The organism is Photobacterium alginatilyticum, from assembly GCF_009910675.1.
GTDB lineage: Bacteria > Pseudomonadota > Gammaproteobacteria > Enterobacterales > Vibrionaceae > Photobacterium > Photobacterium alginatilyticum.
Genome location: NZ_RSEJ01000009.1, coordinates 104,196 through 121,511, shown reverse-complemented (window position 1 = coordinate 121,511; position 17,316 = coordinate 104,196). Strand labels below are relative to the sequence as shown.

Annotated in this window: 17 protein-coding genes and 1 pseudogene; 13 read left to right on the top strand and 5 right to left on the bottom strand. The window is 44.9% G+C overall.

Annotated features, from left to right (window positions below; genetic code table 11):
* Positions 1 to 195: 195 nt before the first annotated feature.
* On the top strand, positions 196 to 1,218 hold the full coding sequence (locus EIZ48_RS10635; protein ID WP_160650792.1) for a sensor histidine kinase: 1,023 nt from the start codon (positions 196 to 198) through the stop codon (positions 1,216 to 1,218).
* A complete protein-coding gene (locus EIZ48_RS10630; RefSeq protein ID WP_192928533.1) occupies positions 1,218 to 2,012 on the top strand; it encodes a LytR/AlgR family response regulator transcription factor in 795 nt (264 codons plus the stop codon). Before EIZ48_RS10635 ends, EIZ48_RS10630 begins: the two co-directional genes overlap by 1 nt.
* Here the strand turns inward: EIZ48_RS10630 and EIZ48_RS30685 are convergent.
* Positions 2,006 to 2,122: pseudogene (locus tag EIZ48_RS30685) on the bottom strand (lipase family protein); the annotation flags it as partial. The gene EIZ48_RS10630 and the pseudogene EIZ48_RS30685 overlap by 7 nt on opposite strands.
* 347 nt (positions 2,123 to 2,469) lie before the next feature.
* On the opposite strand from EIZ48_RS30685, the gene EIZ48_RS10620 reads away from it, so the two are divergent.
* From EIZ48_RS10620 to EIZ48_RS10610, 3 genes are all read left to right on the top strand, one after another.
* A complete protein-coding gene (locus EIZ48_RS10620; RefSeq protein ID WP_160650786.1) occupies positions 2,470 to 3,195 on the top strand; it encodes an ATP-binding cassette domain-containing protein in 726 nt (241 codons plus the stop codon).
* A gap of 606 nt (positions 3,196 to 3,801) precedes the next feature.
* On the top strand, positions 3,802 to 4,620 hold the full coding sequence (locus EIZ48_RS10615) for a hypothetical protein (RefSeq protein ID WP_160650783.1): 819 nt from the start codon (positions 3,802 to 3,804) through the stop codon (positions 4,618 to 4,620).
* 210 nt (positions 4,621 to 4,830) lie between these two features.
* The gene (locus EIZ48_RS10610; protein ID WP_160650986.1) at positions 4,831 to 5,316 is read left to right on the top strand and encodes an acyl-CoA thioesterase; all 486 of its coding nucleotides are present in this window, start codon (positions 4,831 to 4,833) and stop codon (positions 5,314 to 5,316) included.
* Between the two features lie 143 nt (positions 5,317 to 5,459).
* On the opposite strand, the gene EIZ48_RS10605 is transcribed toward EIZ48_RS10610, so the two are convergent.
* Positions 5,460 to 7,088 (bottom strand): methyl-accepting chemotaxis protein, encoded by a 1,629-nt coding sequence (locus EIZ48_RS10605; protein WP_160650780.1) that lies wholly within the window; start codon positions 7,086 to 7,088, stop codon positions 5,460 to 5,462.
* 227 nt (positions 7,089 to 7,315) lie between these two features.
* On the opposite strand from EIZ48_RS10605, the gene EIZ48_RS10600 reads away from it, so the two are divergent.
* The 3 genes from EIZ48_RS10600 to EIZ48_RS10590 all read left to right on the top strand — a co-directional run bounded on the left by EIZ48_RS10600 (position 7,316) and on the right by EIZ48_RS10590 (position 10,170).
* Complete coding sequence (locus EIZ48_RS10600; RefSeq protein WP_240152931.1) at positions 7,316 to 8,164, top strand: patatin-like phospholipase family protein; 849 nt, start codon at positions 7,316 to 7,318, stop codon at positions 8,162 to 8,164.
* A gap of 16 nt (positions 8,165 to 8,180) precedes the next feature.
* Positions 8,181 to 8,654 (top strand): GNAT family N-acetyltransferase, encoded by a 474-nt coding sequence (locus tag EIZ48_RS10595; RefSeq protein ID WP_192928532.1) that lies wholly within the window; start codon positions 8,181 to 8,183, stop codon positions 8,652 to 8,654.
* 88 nt (positions 8,655 to 8,742) lie between these two features.
* On the top strand, positions 8,743 to 10,170 hold the full coding sequence (locus EIZ48_RS10590) for an NAD-dependent succinate-semialdehyde dehydrogenase (RefSeq protein ID WP_160650777.1): 1,428 nt from the start codon (positions 8,743 to 8,745) through the stop codon (positions 10,168 to 10,170).
* A 3-nt stretch (positions 10,171 to 10,173) separates the two neighbouring features.
* Here the strand turns inward: EIZ48_RS10590 and EIZ48_RS10585 are convergent, their stop codons facing one another.
* The gene (locus tag EIZ48_RS10585; RefSeq protein ID WP_160650774.1) at positions 10,174 to 10,656 is read right to left on the bottom strand and encodes a GreA/GreB family elongation factor; all 483 of its coding nucleotides are present in this window, start codon (positions 10,654 to 10,656) and stop codon (positions 10,174 to 10,176) included.
* A 136-nt stretch (positions 10,657 to 10,792) separates the two neighbouring features.
* Here EIZ48_RS10585 and EIZ48_RS10580 point away from each other — a divergent pair, with 136 nt between their 5' ends.
* Together EIZ48_RS10580 and EIZ48_RS10575 are read left to right on the top strand one after the other, a co-directional pair.
* Positions 10,793 to 11,620 carry an N-acetyltransferase gene (locus EIZ48_RS10580; RefSeq protein WP_160650771.1) on the top strand — a complete coding sequence of 276 codons (828 nt, stop codon included), beginning with the start codon at positions 10,793 to 10,795 and terminating at the stop codon, positions 11,618 to 11,620.
* Positions 11,621 to 11,743: 123 nt separating this feature from the next.
* On the top strand, positions 11,744 to 12,106 hold the full coding sequence (locus EIZ48_RS10575) for a cupin domain-containing protein (RefSeq protein WP_075762231.1): 363 nt from the start codon (positions 11,744 to 11,746) through the stop codon (positions 12,104 to 12,106).
* A gap of 74 nt (positions 12,107 to 12,180) precedes the next feature.
* On the opposite strand, the gene EIZ48_RS10570 is transcribed toward EIZ48_RS10575, so the two are convergent.
* Both EIZ48_RS10570 and EIZ48_RS10565 read right to left on the bottom strand, forming a co-directional pair.
* On the bottom strand, positions 12,181 to 13,176 hold the full coding sequence (locus tag EIZ48_RS10570) for a Gfo/Idh/MocA family protein (protein ID WP_160650768.1): 996 nt from the start codon (positions 13,174 to 13,176) through the stop codon (positions 12,181 to 12,183).
* Between the two features lie 2 nt (positions 13,177 to 13,178).
* Complete coding sequence (locus tag EIZ48_RS10565; RefSeq protein WP_240152930.1) at positions 13,179 to 13,493, bottom strand: putative quinol monooxygenase; 315 nt, start codon at positions 13,491 to 13,493, stop codon at positions 13,179 to 13,181.
* Between the two features lie 105 nt (positions 13,494 to 13,598).
* Between EIZ48_RS10565 and EIZ48_RS10560 the strand changes: the two genes are divergently transcribed.
* The 3 genes from EIZ48_RS10560 to EIZ48_RS10550 all read left to right on the top strand — a co-directional run bounded on the left by EIZ48_RS10560 (position 13,599) and on the right by EIZ48_RS10550 (position 17,300).
* Positions 13,599 to 14,477 carry a LysR substrate-binding domain-containing protein gene (locus tag EIZ48_RS10560; protein ID WP_160650766.1) on the top strand — a complete coding sequence of 293 codons (879 nt, stop codon included), beginning with the start codon at positions 13,599 to 13,601 and terminating at the stop codon, positions 14,475 to 14,477.
* Positions 14,478 to 14,747: 270 nt separating this feature from the next.
* The gene (locus EIZ48_RS10555) at positions 14,748 to 15,404 is read left to right on the top strand and encodes a Qnr family pentapeptide repeat protein (protein WP_160650764.1); all 657 of its coding nucleotides are present in this window, start codon (positions 14,748 to 14,750) and stop codon (positions 15,402 to 15,404) included.
* Between the two features lie 321 nt (positions 15,405 to 15,725).
* Positions 15,726 to 17,300 carry a BCCT family transporter gene (locus EIZ48_RS10550; protein ID WP_160650762.1) on the top strand — a complete coding sequence of 525 codons (1,575 nt, stop codon included), beginning with the start codon at positions 15,726 to 15,728 and terminating at the stop codon, positions 17,298 to 17,300.
* Positions 17,301 to 17,316: the final 16 nt, after the last annotated feature.

Below are 17,316 nucleotides of genomic sequence, written 5' to 3'. Positions count from 1 at the left end.
TATCAACCAGCCTTCCTGAGCTAAACCACCAATTTGGGCTTTGAATATTGAAGAGAGAGCAGGGGGAGATGTAACTTTATTGGGGACTTTTGACATTATTGTCTACTAGGTCGCAAAATGGTTTTTAACCAATACGCCACCTGATGTACATGCTGTTTAATAGCCAATTATGTTTGAAATGTACTATAGAGTGCTATGAGGCTTAATAACCCTATAAGTGACATCTATATCAGTATATTACTGTGTATTGGTATTGCGTTTGTCACCTACCTTGCCCGAGGCGGTGAGTTTAGCCGCCAGTTAATCATTGTGCTTGGTTATGGTGGGGGTTGTAATTTAATCAGTCTGCTTCTAAGAAATTATTGGCCGTCGTGGCAGTCTTATGCTCACTTTCTTGTTGTCGTTAGTGGTACTGTTATTTTCGGAACATTACATGCCATGCTCTGGTCGGCCTGGACGCCGTACGAAAGTGATCTCTGGCAACTTTTTAGCTTGCTAAGTGCAGCCCTGTTTTTTTCAACCCTAATCTATTATTTCTTCCATAATCGCGAAAAGGCACTGAGATACGAGTCCGAGCTGAAACAGGCCAAATTACTTCAGGTAGAGCATGAGAAAGCGCTGGTTATTAGCCAGCTACAAGTTCTTCAAAGCCAAATTGAGCCTCACTTTTTGTTCAATACGTTAGCAAATCTGCAAGTTTTGATCGATTCAGATGCAAAGAAAGCCAATATGTTGCTTGAGCGCCTGACGGATCTATTGAGGGTCTGCTTAAAGAAAAGCCGTCAAGAATCGATAATGCTGGAAGATGAAATCGATCTACTTGATGCGTATTTGGGGATTCAATCAATACGCCTAGGGGAGCGGTTAACTTATCAGCTCATTGTTGATAAAAGCGTAAATAAACGATGGAATATACCGCCTCACATGTTGCAGCCGCTGGTTGAAAATGCGGTGTACCACGGGATTGAACCTTGTAAGGAAGGGGGAGAGGTTATGGTTCACCTGACATCTCTAAATGGAAGAGTAAGAGTAGAAATTAAAGATACCGGTGTAGGGCTTGATGGTAAATCCTTGCATAAGGGAAACGGAGTGAGTTTGGATAATATTCGCCAGCGGTTGATTGCTTTGTATGGGGATCAATCCTTTCTGTCGGTTACGTCACCAGATACGGGAGGAGTAATAACCAAAATCGAATTAATCCCGGGGGAATACATATAATGACAGACTTGAAAACGATCACGGCTGTCATTGCTGATGATGAACCATTACTGCGACACCACTTAAATCGTTCCCTTTCTGAGGCGTTTCCCCAGCTTGATATTGTCGCCAGTGAAGCGGATGGTAAGTCAGCGTTAGAGAGCATAAAGCAAAAAAGACCGGACGTTGTGTTTTTAGATATTCGGATGCCGGGACTTGATGGTATCTCTGTAGCCAAGGCACTAAACGGGACCGATCCAATTCCTTTGATTATTTTCATTACGGCCTACGACGAGTACGCCATTCAAGCCTTTGATGAACATGCTTTTGACTACTTGCTCAAACCAATTACCGAAAAACGTCTGCTAAAGACTTGTGAACGAATCAGATCTTATTTGTTTTCCGTACGGGCGGAGCAAAACCGGACCGATTCAAATTCAGTTGAAGCGATTGAGCGACTGGTTGCGAAAATTCAGTCTCCGGCTAACAGTTATTTACGGTGGATTAAAGCCAGTAAAGGGGATGATATTTGTCTGGTTCCTGTTGATGATGTGAACTATCTACAAGCTGAAGATAAGTATGTCAGTGTTTATACACGGTATGGCGAGTATCTCATTCGTACTCCGCTCAAAGAACTCATTAAACAACTTGATCCAGATCTTTTTTGGCAAATCCACAGAGCGACGATTGTACGGGTAGACGCAATAGAACGTGTAAAGCGAGATTTTACTGGCAAAATGCACGTTCATTTGTCGACAGGCGATGTGAAATTGGCGGTGAGCCGAAACGCCCAGGGCTTATTTAAGCAAATGTAGTTTCGCCCCTCCGAAGGGAACCCATACAGGGTATGATCGCAGGTTGTCGGATAGGCAAGGTTGCAAAGAATGGCGTATCGTTCATATTGATATCGTTTAAGTGGCTTCATCTGCTTGCGGTTGGCGGTTTTAGGTTCTCAGTGCTGTCAGAGTAAATCTGGGAAATAGCAATATGATATATGCACTCTGATTCCCATTTATCGTGGTATCTTCCTTTTATCCTACTCAATAACCATTTATCGCATGGATGTTTACGAGACCTATATAATTGGTAATCTATCAGCATATACGGAGACGGCCTAAAGAATATAGCTGAAGAGTTGCAGGAATAACGAAGCAGCTTGTTACTATCACTCTGTAATGAATAAAAATAATGTTGGTTGGCACTTAACCGAGCCCCCTTCTGGGGGCAGGTTAAACTAGTGTTCTGTACTCAGTTCTATTATGAGGAATGATTGTGATTGAGTTTCAGAGAATACAAAAGAATTATCAGTTATCAGGCCAGAAGGCTCATAAGGCCCTGAAGGGGGTTCACGGCATAATTAACCGAGGTGAGACTGTCGCTTTGTTGGGCCCATCAGGCTCGGGAAAAAGTTCGTTGCTAAATATTTGCAGCCTGCTTGATAATAGTTATAAAGGGCGAGTGATTATAGATGGTGAGGCAATTACGAAAACGCCTGAATTTTCTGTCGATATTCGTCGTGAAAAAATAGGATTAATCTATCCCGGGTTTAGTTTGGTTGCAGCCTATACTGTGTTTGAAAACATTGAATTTCCACTGATTCTCAATCATGTTCCTGATGAGCTTCGCCGTACGCGTGTTTCGGACATGATATTGAAGTTAAATCTGGAAAAGTACAAAAGATTTAAGCCCGATCAATTGCCTGTGGAACTGAAGCGAAGGGTTGTGGTTGCCAGAGCCTTTATTAATCGGCCTGCTGCGGTTATTGCGGATGAGCCAGTCGCTGACCTAGAGAGTAGTGATGCTGCGAGTCTGATTGATTCAATCAATCAAATAGGAAAAGAAACAGGAAGTGCTGTGCTGATCGCAACATGTGACGCTGAGTTGACCTCTGGCTGTGATCGCATCATACACTTACATGATGGCAATATTGTAGAGCATGTGCCGTTGGCCTCTATTCAGCGGAGCAAGGTCTCTGAGGCGCTTCCATGGGGAGTCTAAACCTGCAGCTAAGATTGATGAAAAATTGTCTAATTTATCACTGGCGCTCTTCTTTGCTCTCGATAGTATCTGTTGGCATATTTTATTTGCTGTTATTGATTTTCCGTTATTATATACCAGGTTCAACCGCATATTATGAATATAGCAATACTCTCTCTCTATTGGGTCAGGCTCTAGTCATATTACTATTTATATTGTGCACTTGGGGGATAGCCATAAATAAAGTTATAAATAATGCATCTGAATTTAAATCATTTGTTGTGATTGGGTTAAACGATAATGAGATATTACTTTGTCTAATGGTTAATTCATTGATTATTACAGTGCTTGGTTTTTTCCTGGCCAGAGTTGTTGCAATACATTACCTATCTATCGGGCAGTATGTAATGGAGTATTTTCTCTGGGAAGCACTAATAATGATCATTGGAGGTACATGTATATCAGTAGCCATAGGGACGATTGCGCTAAAAAGCTGCCTTGATGATGGCAGATGATAGTGAGGTAGGTTGGTTGCCTCCTGAAGCGTCATCAAAAATTTATATGCGTAGTGTATGTTTATAGTCTATAAATTTTAGATGTTTAAAACAAAATTCAGGGAGAGAATGAATGGACTGTAACTCGCAAAATAACCGTTACCATTCCTTATCATTGAACACGCCACTAGAGAGTTTTTATCATTCAATACAGTTGTTTATGTTGCCTGGTAAAATGCTGGAAGCATTTGCAGTCACACAGGCTCAATATTCAATTGAGACGGCTACTATTCAAACAAACCAGTTGCTTGAAAACATGGATGCCAACCTTTCAACAACGGTAAGCGCAATGGACAATAGCTTGGTCTTTCCCTTTGATGTCATGGATCACGTATCCAAAACGGCATTTGATAATTGGTGTGTGTTGCTGGGCGGTAAATCAACGGCTGAGCTTAAGCTGGCTGAGCGGGTTGATAATCAGGAGAAGTTATTCTCCCGAATGGAAAAGCAATTTAAAAGAGAGAATGCTTCATTAATCCATAGGTTGTCAGAGAAAGAGGAGACGTTAGCATCACAATTATCTGAATCAGAAAGGGCCCGGAAAGCCAAACTATCAGCGCAGCGTGCTCAGCGAAAGTTAAAATCTGAGCTTGAGAAAAGTAACGATCAGGTATCGGCACTTAAAGCTGAATGCGAAAAATATACAGAGAGATACGATCAACAACTGTCGGATAACTCAATGTTGAAGACAGCAAATAAGCACTTAGAGCTTGAACTTGCACAAGCAAGGCAAGAGTCGGAATTGCAAAAAAATGACTCTGAGCAGGTGGCTACTAAACTTGAAGCCCTGACGACAGAGCAAACAAAATTGATTGCCGAGAAAGACGGCTTACAAAAACGTATAGAAGAGTTACAGCACCAGCTGGAACATTCTTCAAACTATACCGAATAATGATTCTTTCTATTCTTTAAAGCGCCCCGCTCACAGGGCGTTTTTTTTATGCTCCATAGCTTATCTGGTACAAGATGCTCGAAAGTTCTTGCCCAACAAGGCTGAGATTGATAAATGTTTAGATTATGTTAAGTATTTTTAACGCTTAGTGTATCGTGATACTAGGATCAATCAGGCATGAGCCGTGAAGTTGCTGTAGGGAGAGTGGATATGGAAGGTGGACAACGTGATGTGACGTTGAGGTTTCTTGCGGAGCCGGGAGATGTGAATTTCGGCGGTAAGGTTCACGGCGGGGCAGTGATGAAGTGGATTGATTTGGCGGCCTATGCATGCTCGGCTGGGTGGAGTGCGAAATACTGTATTACGGCTTATGCTGGTGGTATCCGCTTCGTGGCACCGATTCATGTTGGCAATCTGGTTGAGGTAAGTGCAAAGGTTATCTATACCGGTAGCTCTTCTATGCATATTGCTATTGATGTACAGGCGAGTGATCCAAAAACACTGGAAAGAAGGTTAACGACGCATTGTATTGTGATCATGGTTGCCGTAGACGAAGATGGTAAACCGACATCAGTCCCTGAGTGGGTGCCTCAAACCGAGGAAGATAAGATGCTGCGTGACTCCGCGATTAAGTTAATGAATATGCGCAAGGAGATCGGTGAGGAGATGGAAGCGCATGTGAAGTATCTGAAATAGGACACTGACAGGAAAGATGTCGCCCCACCTTACTGTGGGGCTACTATTCTTACCGTTATTTTCCTTAATCTGAGCCCGCTGGCCTCACTCTGAATCCTGCACCTTGAGGTAGCTTGGGTATAAGTGCGGGTTAGGTGTTGTAGCTACTGATTGTGGGTGAATTTTGATACTTGCTCAATCAGATCCGAAGATTGGCGACTCAGTGTGTCTGTTGTTTGAGCAAGGTGATTGACGAGATGCTTGTTGTCTCTGGCAATGTCATCAATGCGTTCAATTTCGGATTTGATATTGATACTGTCATTTGCTTGCTTGGCGGCGATTTCCTCTAACTCTTCAAGCTGACTCAGAGATAATTTTGCTCCGGCACTGAGTTCACTCAGAGGCTTAACCATATCAGTGACCATCGAAACACCGCGTTCCATTTCGGAACGTCCCTCGACCATACTGGTTACCGCTTCATTGGTTTCCCTGTCGATTTTGTCGATGACATTATTGATCTCGACGGTAGCCGTACCTGTTCGCGTGGCTAGGTTCCGGACTTCGTCGGCAACGACAGAAAAACCTCGTCCGCTTTCTCCGGCGCGGGCAGCTTCTATGGCAGCATTCAAGGCCAGTAGGTTAGTCTGTTCGGCAATTTCTCTGACGGTGGTTACCAGCTGGCGAACGGAAGCGGCACTTTCCTGCAATGTCTCGACAGATGTAGCCGAGTGACTGATGGCAGAGGCAATTTTATCAAATTCCTTGGTGACTAGATTAATGCGCTGTTGCCCATCCAAAGCAAGGTCATGGCCTTGCTGCGCTTGCTTTTTAGCTTCTTCGGCAGTAGCTGCGACCTGGACACTCTCATCCGAAAAGGTATTGATAGTATTGCTGATTCTCTCGACAGCCAGTTCCTGGGTATTCGATCCTGTTTGGATTTGAATAACGGGGTGCTGAATTGTTTCCGCTGCAGTACTGACTTTATCAGATGAATGGTGGATCGCCATAATGAGCTGATCCAGGTTCGAGCATGTTTCTGTCAAGGCATGGGTTATATCACTAATTTCATCCCGTCCCTGTGGCAGTGACGGATGGCGAAGATCACCACTTGCAAGGCGACGGACAGCCTCGACAACACCACGAATTGGTTTCACGATACTGCGGCTGACAACAAAGGCCAAAATAATACCAAGAATGAGGGCAGTAGCAGAAAGTACCATAACCCATTGTTGTGCTTGCTCTCCTTCCTGCTCGACAATGGTCTGTTCTTCCATCATTAGCATCTGCTGCTGCATGCTTAATGCTTCGATGGCATTAAGGAATGCCGCTAGTGCTGGTTGCGTCTGTTCCGAGAAGTGGCCTGCGGCTTGTTCTGGCTCGATTTCGACAAGCTCTACAGAGGCAAGGAAAGCTTTGCGGTAAGCCGCCTTACTGGCCAGCAGCTGGTCAAATTTCTCGTTCAGTCCGGTGGTTTTTACTTCGGCAAACCGATTGATGATATTGTCCAGTTGCGCTAAGTGGGTGTCCATTTCACGATATAGCTGCACTCGTTTATCCCAGTCACTGGTAGATAGGATCTGTAATAAGCGCAGTGCGGCAGCTTGTGCCTCAATATTCATTTCGGAAGACAGGGTAACGCGTTGAACATCATGTTCGATAAATTGTTTCGAAGCAGCTGAAGAGCTTTTCATTCGCTCAATTGCAACTCCAGAGATGACAAATAGCAACGTTAAGATGAGTAAGAAACTCACTCCCAGACGCTGGCCTATCCTTAGATTGGAGAGAAAAGACATATATAGATTCTCTATTCCGCAGGTAACAAGAATGTATCAATGATGACACATGTAATTAACGCTTTAAACTGAATAAGTTAGTTTTAATAGCACCTTTTTGTTGAACACATTCCTTGTTGTTATTAAGCGGGATTTTAAAGTCAGATATTCTAGTTTGGGATCAGGTTCAGACAAGGTTAGGATTAATGCTATAGAATCATAGCAGTACGGAAATGAAGGGACTCAACATGGTACATAATCGAATGCAGGATACTTTTCAGTCAGCGCTGGTTGTCGAAGGCGGTGCGATGCGGGGGATTTTTGCAGCTGGAGTGCTCGATAATTTCATTGATAACAATTACCGCCCTTTTGATTTTTGTATCGGCGTTTCTGCGGGCTCAACGAACCTGGCGGCCTGGCTCGCCAATCAGCGGGGCAGAAGCTATAGGGTGATCACAGATTATTCTTGTCGACCCGAATTCATCAACTTCCCACGCTTTGTAAAAGGGGGACATTGGCTGGATCTTGACTGGTTATGGGATATAACCATAGATGAGATCAAGATCGATGCAGAAGCAATGATGAGCCAGCCTATTCCCCTGTATGTTGTTACTACTAAAGTGAATACCGGCGAAGCCGCATATATCAAGGCGACGGCAGATAATCTCAATGAGTTGTTGAAAGCATCGTGCTCGGTGCCGGTTGCCTATCGCCATTTTCCTTTGATTAATGACGAGCCGATGACAGATGGTGGAGTAGCAGATTCCATTCCCGTGATTAAGGCTTATGAACTTGGTGCCAGAGATATAACGGTTGTCCTATCACGTCAGATTGGCTATCGGAAAGCCCCTGTTCGAAACAAGTGGCTGGTAAAGAAAATGATGTCTGAGTTTCCGGCCCTGTCGGAAGCGATGATAAGACGAGCTGAAAGTTATAACAAAGCCATCGACTTTATCGAGAACCCGCCCGAAGACTGTTCCATCACTGTTATCGCACCGCCAGAGTCGTTTTCCGTTGGCAGAATTACTACCGATCAAGCCAAGCTTAATGCGGGTTATCAACTCGGGATAGAAGCCATAAACCTCCAGCAGGTATGAGTTCACGGTATTGATAATGAAAGGAGTTGTTGTGATTGAAAACGCGCAGGAAAATGATATTGCTGAAATATCAGTTCTGATTGAGCATGTAATAAAAACCTGTATTGACGTAACCGATCGTGATGCCAATGACCTGGTCGCCCATAGTGTCTACAACATATTGTTATGGAAGAAAAATAAACATAATGCTGCTCACTTAGTCTATCGTCTCGATAACAGGATCGTAGGCGTAGTATTGGTCAAAGAATTTTGGAATATTACCAGCTTATTTGTTGATCCGGACTATCAGGGCAGAGGTATAGGTAAAGCCCTCATTACTGAGGCCCTAGCTCAATGCAGGGGGAAATCGCCCAAAGGGCTAGTGAGGCTTTCATCGTCGACCCATGCTCAAGATTTTTATCATGCGATAGGTTTTGAGCAGGCAGGAGAATCGAAGCCTTTGCCTGGTGGATGTATTCCGTTTCAGTTTGTATTCAATAGCATTGATTAACAGTTGAACCCGGAAGTAAATAATGACCAGGTTTTTAATCACCTTCAATGCGATTATACGCCGGATATAGATAGACTTAGGAGTAAGCATGCAATCTATTCAAAACCCTTCGCTGCTTTCATTTTTATGTGAGCCTTCGGAAAATACGCTTGCCGTAACTAACCCGGCTACCGGCGAGGTTATTGGTCATATTGCAACCCAGTCAAAAGCTGAGATTGAAACGGCAATAGAAAGATCCCATGAGGCACAATGCTACTGGAAAAAGCGAACAGCAAAAGAGCGGGCAGCCGTGCTAAGGCGCTGGTTCCAGTTGATGATGGATAATCAGCGTGATCTGGCCCGCATTATGACCCTGGAGCAAGGTAAGCCGCTGACCGAAGCAATGGGAGAGGTTGCCTACGGTGCGTCTTTTGTCGAATGGTTTGCTGAAGAGGCCAAGAGGGTATACGGTGATGTGATTCCGGCACCAATGAGTGATCGTCGTCTTGCAACGATCAAACAACCTATCGGCGTAACCGCGGCTATTACCCCTTGGAATTTTCCTATCGCGATGATCACCCGTAAAGCGGCTCCTGCCCTGGCGGCAGGCTGCAGCATGATAGCCAAACCTGCAAACCTTACCCCCTTGTCAGCTTATGCCGTTGCCGAGTTGGCCTATCAGGCCGGTATTCCCCGTGATTTGTTAACGCTGGTCGTGAATGCTTCAAGCGCCATGGTCGGCGAGGTATTTTGTACCCACCCGAAAATTAGAAAATTATCGTTTACCGGATCGACTCAAGTTGGACGCTTGTTGTTAGCACAATGTGCCAACGACATTAAGCGTACTTCTATGGAACTGGGTGGCAATGCGCCATTTATCGTGTTTGATGATGCCGATATCGACAAAGCCGTTCAGGGTGCCGTTGCTTCCAAGTTCAGAAACGCCGGCCAGACATGCGTTTGTGCCAATCGCTTCTATGTACAGGATTCCGTCTACGAGACGTTTGTCGATAAGTTTGTTGCAGCCGTCAAGGCTCTGAAGATGGGCAATGGTCTAGATGATGGCGTTGTGATTGGACCCGTTATCGAGCAAAAGGCCAAAGAGAGTATTGGACACATCATTGCCCAGGCCAAGCAAGAGGGAGCAACGGTTGCCTGTGGAGATATTCAGCAATCGGGATTGTTTGTCTCTCCGACTGTCTTGACTGAGGTCAGACAGGATATGGATATCGTCAAACAAGAGATATTTGGCCCTGTCGCACCGGTTATTCGTTTTAACAGCGACGAAGAACTTATCGAAATGGCAAATGATACTATCTATGGTCTAGCTAGCTATTTCTATAGTCGTGATATTGGCCGTATCTGGAAGGTCGCAGAAGCGCTCGAGTACGGCATGGTTGGGATCAATGAAGGGGTTATTTCCACCGAAGTTGCCCCCTTCGGTGGCGTCAAGCAGTCAGGGCTTGGCCGTGAAGGGGCGAAGCAGGGGATGGATGAATTCCTCGATGTTAAATATCTTTGCTTCGGCGGGATCTAGTGACTAATAAATCGCGACGATTTCAAAGACCTTCTGTTCGCCGCCGATATGCACTTCAACGTCGTCATCAACATGGCTGCCAGCTAAGGCCTGACCAAGCGGAGCTGAGGGTGTCACGATAATGATTTCTTTGCCTGAAAACTGGAATTTCAGGCCGCCGGCAGCTGGCCCGAGAAAAACATATTTATCGTTATCATTGTCGTCGACCAGGTGGATGAGACAGCCGAGGGCAATGGCATCTTCGCTTGTGAAGTGCTTGATATCAAGCTTGGCATACAGAGACAAATCTTCTTCACACTCAGCGACCCGCTGAGCTTGTCCTTGAGCAAGATATGAAGCTTCGAGACTTAAGGTGTCATATTTGTGCTCAGGGGCATTTTCCTCATCGGTTGCCGTTTCGTATGCACGCGTAGCCGCATCTATCGCTGATTGGTGGACAGTTTTAAGCTCATCTACAATGTGTTTAAGTAACAGTGTTTTATCCATGTTTATATATTCATTTTTATGCGGGTGCTCATCGTACCTGAATGCAAACATGATGTCATAGTTGTCTTCAGATGTAGTTACTGTTGAGGTTCTACGATTAAGTATATGACGAAGCTGCGGCAAAACAGGACTGAATATGCCAACAGTTGGATTAGGTGGTAGCTGTTATTGGTGCACTGAAGCTATTTTCCGTTCACTCGCAGGGGTAGAGCAAGTCAGGCAGGGCTGGCTCTGTGCTTGTGGCTATGACGAGCCGTCTGAAGGGGTGGTTGTTAGTTATGATGAGCAGATCATAGATCTGCATACATTGATTCAAATCCACTTGCACACCCATAGCTGTACATCGAACCATGTATTGCGTGACCGATATCGTTCGGCTGTCTATGTTTACAACGCTGAGCAGGGAATAGAAGCTGAAGCTTGCCTCATGTTATTACAGGCTGAGTTTGATCAGCCTGTCATTACCCGGGTACTCGATTTCGAGGCGTTCAAGCCGTCATGCGAGCAGATTCAGGACTATTATTATTCCAACCCGGACAAGCCATTTTGCAGAAATTTCATCACTCCTAAGTTGCAAGGGCTATTAGAAAAATTTTCAGACAAAGTAGACCAGAGCCAAAGAGCTGTCATTGAGGCAGAGGTGGGTCAAATATCAAAAGGCAGAGCAGAAATGACAACCAAGAAGGATTACCCACTCGAGCACGATACGGTAAAGCATGAATACCGGATGGAGCTCGACAAAGATACCTACGCATTGATCACCTACAGCCTTGAAGGTAACGTGCTTCACCTCAACTACTCTGAAGTTCCTTCTTCACTCAGAGGGCAGGGGATTGGTGAAATATTGATGGAGACGGTGCTTACTAGAATTCGGGACGAAGGTTATAAGGTTTTGCCTGTTTGCGGCTATATCAGTAACTACATCACCAAGCATGACGAATGGCATGACTTGGTAGCGGACTAGGCCTAGTATAATCACTTTTAAGTGAGACGCTGTTCACCATCTTGGTTTTAGTTAGGGTAGTTGAAGATTTTTGCTCTACATTTGTTATATAGCAGTGAGTAAAAAAAGCAGGGAGGCTAGCCTATGACAAAGCGGGCAGTAAAATATTGGAATGTTCTGGCGGAATCGAGTCGCAACCGTTGGCAAGTGCTTGATGGAACCGATGGCATGATAGAGCAAGTGACATTAAGCATGGATGATTCAACGGGTGACTATACTCGTTTGACCCGCTTCAAGGCGGGGGCAGATACCACACCGTTTGGTCGAAATCGTCATGATTACCCCGAAGAGGTGTTTATTGTATCCGGTCGACTTTATGATCAGACAAACGGCACCTGGTTAGAGCAGGGCCATTATGCCAATCGACTGCCCGGTGAAATTCATGGTCCTTTTTTGTGTGAGCAGGAATGTATCGTGTTGGAGATATCGACGCCAAGCCAAGCATAGATTACTAAATCAACATGGTTAAATGTTCATGCCCGATGCGAAAGTGCATCGGGCATGATTGCTATCTGGTACTACTACTTACAGACGGTGGCTTGTTCCCAGCGAGTCAGTAACTCCATAATTTGGTAGGAGTCAGTGGGTAGTGCTGCCGGGCGCTGGGCTTGTTTCAGACCTGCTTCGAGGTATTCTCGGGTCTTTCGTACTTGGTAAAGGAAAGCATCGCCGTCGGCATCAATTTCAACAATCTCTTCCTGTTGTTCGTACTTTTGGATGATGAGCTGATTGCCAGTAGCCTCTGGCAGCCACGGGTTTGATTTTAGCTGTATACACCCCTTGGTACCGAGGATGGTAAAGCCGGCTTGCAGGCCGTAATCTTCTGCCGTATGAAGCTGGCAGACAACACCATTGTTGAAGTGAAGTGTTGCTGCAGATTCACAGATATTGTCGTCACTCCCCCGGCGACCATGGGCTGTAAGGGTATAATTGTCGAAAACTTGGTTACCAAAGCTGTGCTGCATCACGAGGTGAAGCAGTGAGGCTGGGTAACAGCCAAGGTTGTACAGTGCACCTTTACTGCCCGGATTGACAAACTGAGCAATGGAAGCGCAGTAATGGCCTTGAATTGAACGTACTTCACCAATGATGCCACTGTCGAGCACTTCCAGGATCTTGCCGGTGAATGGGTGATGCAGGTACATCAAGCCTTCCATAAAGAACACGTTGTTCTGCTCGACAGCAGCCAGTGCCTCGGCCGTATTTGTCATATCAACAGACAGTGACTTTTCGCATAAGATTGCCTTACCTGCATTGGCTGCTTTGATGATGTATTCATGGTGCAGGTGGTTAGGCAGGGCAATATAGACAATATCGACATTGCTATCATTGATAACAGCATCGAAGTCTGATGTTACCGTTGCGATATCATGGTCTTGTGCGAATTGGTCTAGTGTTGAGAGGGTTCGTCCAGCGACAGCATGAATACGGGTATTACCCTCTTTATGAATGGCATCAGCCATGACGCCCGAGATAAAGCTTGTTCCCAGGATCCCCCATTGTAATGTATGAGACATGCTTATTGCTCCTTGATGAGTAGTTTAGATTCGAATGCCTGAACCAAATCAGTTAGCCCTGCATCAATAAACCGTTGGGTATGGTCGGCTTGAAAATGTTGCTCAAAAGCGGCGCGGTCTTCATAACGTTCCCAAAATATGATTTTTCTGGGTTCTATTTGATCTTGGAGAGCCAAAGCAAAAGTGCATCCCGGCTCATTGTTCATCTCATCGCAAAACTGGTGAATCGCGCAGATGGCCTTATCTAAGTCAACGTCAGGTTTAATATGAAGCTCTGCGGTAATGAACAGACCTTGTTTGAACATTTCAGACAGCATAAGAAAGTCATGTTGGGTAATTGAACGGCATAACTAATTTAATTGACTCCCTGTGGTTGATAAACAATGATCTGGTTTGAAGTTTATAAACTATAGGTTGTTAATGTGGACAAATTGAAGAACATGCAGGTATTTGTCTATGTGGCGCAAAACGGTAGCTTTGCCAAAGCCGCAACGCATTTTTCGCTATCCTCAACAATGATTGGCAAACATGTTAAGTCATTAGAAGCCTTGCTTGGGGTCAAGCTGTTAAACCGTACAACTCGAAAGCAGTCTTTAACTGAGGCCGGACAAATCTACCTTATCGAGTGCGAAAGGATTCTGAGTGATATTGCAGATGCTGAAAACAATCTTCAGACAATCGAAAATAAGCCCAAAGGAACGGTAAGGATTAATTCGCCAGTTACTTACGGCAATCTGGTATTGGCTCCTTTGCTAGCAGACTTCCTGCATCAGTTCCCCGATATCAACATTGAGTTGGTGGTTGATAACGCAAGGATCGATCCGATGCACGAAAGGTTCGACATCGTATTCAGAGTGGGGGAGCTTGCCGACTCAACGTTGATAGCTAGGCGATTGCCGGATTATGAAATGTTGTTTGCCGCGTCACCCGATTATATATCGGACAAGGGAGAGCCTGTTTCGCAGGCCGATTTGGTGAATCATCATTGTCTGGGCTTTAGTTATAGCGATATTCAGCCCCAGCTTGCCGTGGGGATCGAAACTCATGCTTTTGACAGGCAGCATACACGGCTACTATCCAATAGCGGGCAGGCCTTGAAGGTCGCAGCAGAAAAAGGAGCGGGAGTGGTTCTTCAACCGCGTCTTATTCTCTCGGAAGCTCTCGGTGACGGAGCTTTGATCGAAGTACTTAAGGACGAGCGGCCGAAAGCCATGCCCGTTCATTTGTTATATAAGAGCAAGCAATTACCCTTAAAAACGCGAACATTAGTTGATTTTGTCTTGGCGGCGCTTGTTAAGTAAGCGTGAGTTTCTTATGTCTGTTTTTGTCGTTATAAGTCATTAGAAAGTGTTTGTGCTATTAAAGCCTTGTCAGTCAATTCTGATTGGCACCTTTCTGTTTTTAACGGCGCCGTTCGATGGATTAGGGAACGTAGCTCTGTGTGTCTTACAGTGCTCTCTAGGGGGTGATAATAAAGGCTTTAAAAATATAGGTTTTGAAAGGTGTTTTTTCTAGATTTTCATCTGTTTATCTTAGTAAGCTATACCAAATTTTAGCGATGAGAGAGAAAGATGAACGTTTCCGGTTCAACATTTACTGAGGAAGACTTTTCGAATACGGACCTTGCCGGCTCGGTGTTCAATCAATGCTATTTCTATCGGTGTAGTTTTGTTCGAGCTGATTTAACTGATGCTAAATTCACCAATTGTCGATTCATTGAGCCTGGTGATATTGAAGGCTGTCGGTTCGAGTATGCGCAACTAAAAGATGCCAGCTTTAATGACTGTGATTTGAGCATGGCGTTGTTTACTGGTGCGCACTGTCTGGGTATTGAATTTAGATCCTGTAACATGAAGGGCTGTAATTTTTCGCGAGCTAATTTTTGCAATTACATCACTCATAATACTTACTTTTCCTCTGCATACATTACCGGGTGCAACCTGTCATATTCGAATTTTGAGAATCAGCGTTTGGAGAAATGTGATTTGTTCGAAAATCGCTGGAATGGTGCCAATCTAATGAATGCTTCTTTAAAGGGCTCTGACTTAAGTCGTTGTGAGTTTTCCGAAGAACAGTGGGGCCAATTTGTCATCGAGGAGTGTAACTTGTGTCACGTAGATCTGGCAGGTTTGGATCTGAGAAAAGTGAAGTTGAAAGGGGTCATGATCTGCGACTGGCAGCAAGAGCAATTACTTGAACCTTTTGGGCTGTGTATCCTTCCATCCTAACTTTCTTTACAAGGACGGTCTTAAGGCCGTTCTTTCGTTTTAGGGCTTTCTGCCTGGCCCTTTCTCCGGGGCAATTTTATTGTTGTTTTGGGTGCAAAAAAGCAGCAGTTATTGCTAATTGATTAGAACACGAAATATTATTTTGTTGCTATGGTTAATAATTATCTAAGTAAACAAGAATTGTTGGTTGCTTCTTGTCCACTTTACAGTAATTTCCAATTAAACTTGACACTTCAACCACATAAATGATTTGATCTACGCAGTTACATATTATTTATAGGACTAAGTATTCTTGGCAGAAGTTGTGCCAAGTAGGATTAAATGATGAGTAAACATGATAAATACAGTATAGAAAATACTGATTACACAGTTGGACAAGACAACATCCAAAAATGGGGTTTTGACGTTCACAATCCGGTATTCGGTACGAGTGCTGGCCTGATCGCCCTGTTTTTGGTTGCTGTTTTGATCAGTGATCCGGCAACGGCAAAGACAGCTCTGAACGGGGTGAAAAATAGCATCATAAATAACTTCGATGCGCTGTTCATTTGGTCAGGAAATATTTTTGTCATCTTCTGCCTGGCTTTGATCTTCTCACCATACGGGAAAATTCGTATTGGTGGTCAGGATGCTGAAACGGATTACTCACGTGTATCTTGGCTATCAATGCTGTTTGCCGCTGGCATGGGTATTGGCCTGATGTTCTGGAGTGTTGCCGAGCCGGTAGCCTACTACACAGGTTGGTATGAAACTCCGCTCGGTGTGACGCCTAATACTCCCGAAGCTGCTAAGCTGGCGATGGGGGCAACCATGTATCACTGGGGATTCCATCCTTGGGCTATCTATGGCGTAGTTGCATTATCTCTGGCCTTCTTTGCGTACAACAAAGGCTTGCCTCTTTCTATTCGTTCAATCTTCTACCCACTGCTAGGCGATCGTGTCTGGGGATGGGCCGGTCATATTGTTGATGTTTTTGCCGTATTGGCGACATTATTTGGCTTGGCAACATCATTGGGTCTGGGTGCACAGCAGGCGGCAAGTGGTATTGAGCATGTCCTGGGCTTCAAGAGTGATATTACGTTGCAGATCGGCGTAATTGCTATTGTAACTCTGCTGGCTGTGTTCTCAGTAGCTCGTGGTATCGACGGCGGGGTAAAACTACTCAGTAACATTAATATGCTGGTGGCGGTTGCGCTATTGGTGTTTGTTGCTTTGGTGGGCTTTGCTGTCTCAATGGGGACCATCCCAACAACTATCTCAGGCTATGCCGAGAACTTCTTTGCTCTAAGTAACCCTCATGGTCGTGAAGATGAAACCTGGATGCATGGTTGGACTGTGTTCTACTGGGCGTGGTGGATTTCTTGGTCACCATTCGTTGGTATGTTCATTGCGCGTGTTTCTAAGGGCCGTACTGTTCGTGAGTTTTTGATTGCTGTGCTAATTGTACCGACATTTGTTACTGTTCTTTGGATGTCAGTCTTTGGCGGTCAGGCGATTGATCAGGTTATTAACGGTGTTGGTGTCCTGGGTGAAAACGGTCTGACGTCAGTTCCATTGGCTATGTATGAGATGTTTGAAGCATTGCCTTTCAGCAATGTATTGTCGATTATCGCAATTGTGCTGGTGATGGTGTTCTTTATTACTTCTTCTGACTCCGGTTCACTGGTTATCGATAACATCACCGCGGGTGGTAAGCTGGATTCTCCAATGCCACAGCGAATCTTCTGGGCGACTATCGAGGGTGCTATTGCTGCTGTGATGCTGTATGTAGGCGGTACGCAGGCAATTGAAGCGCTTCAGGCGGGTGCGATTTCAACGGGGCTACCGTTTACCATTATCCTGTTACTGATGTGTGTAAGCTTGATTATGGGCTTCCGTACAGAACGTTATCGCTAATAGCTAAGCATAGTGA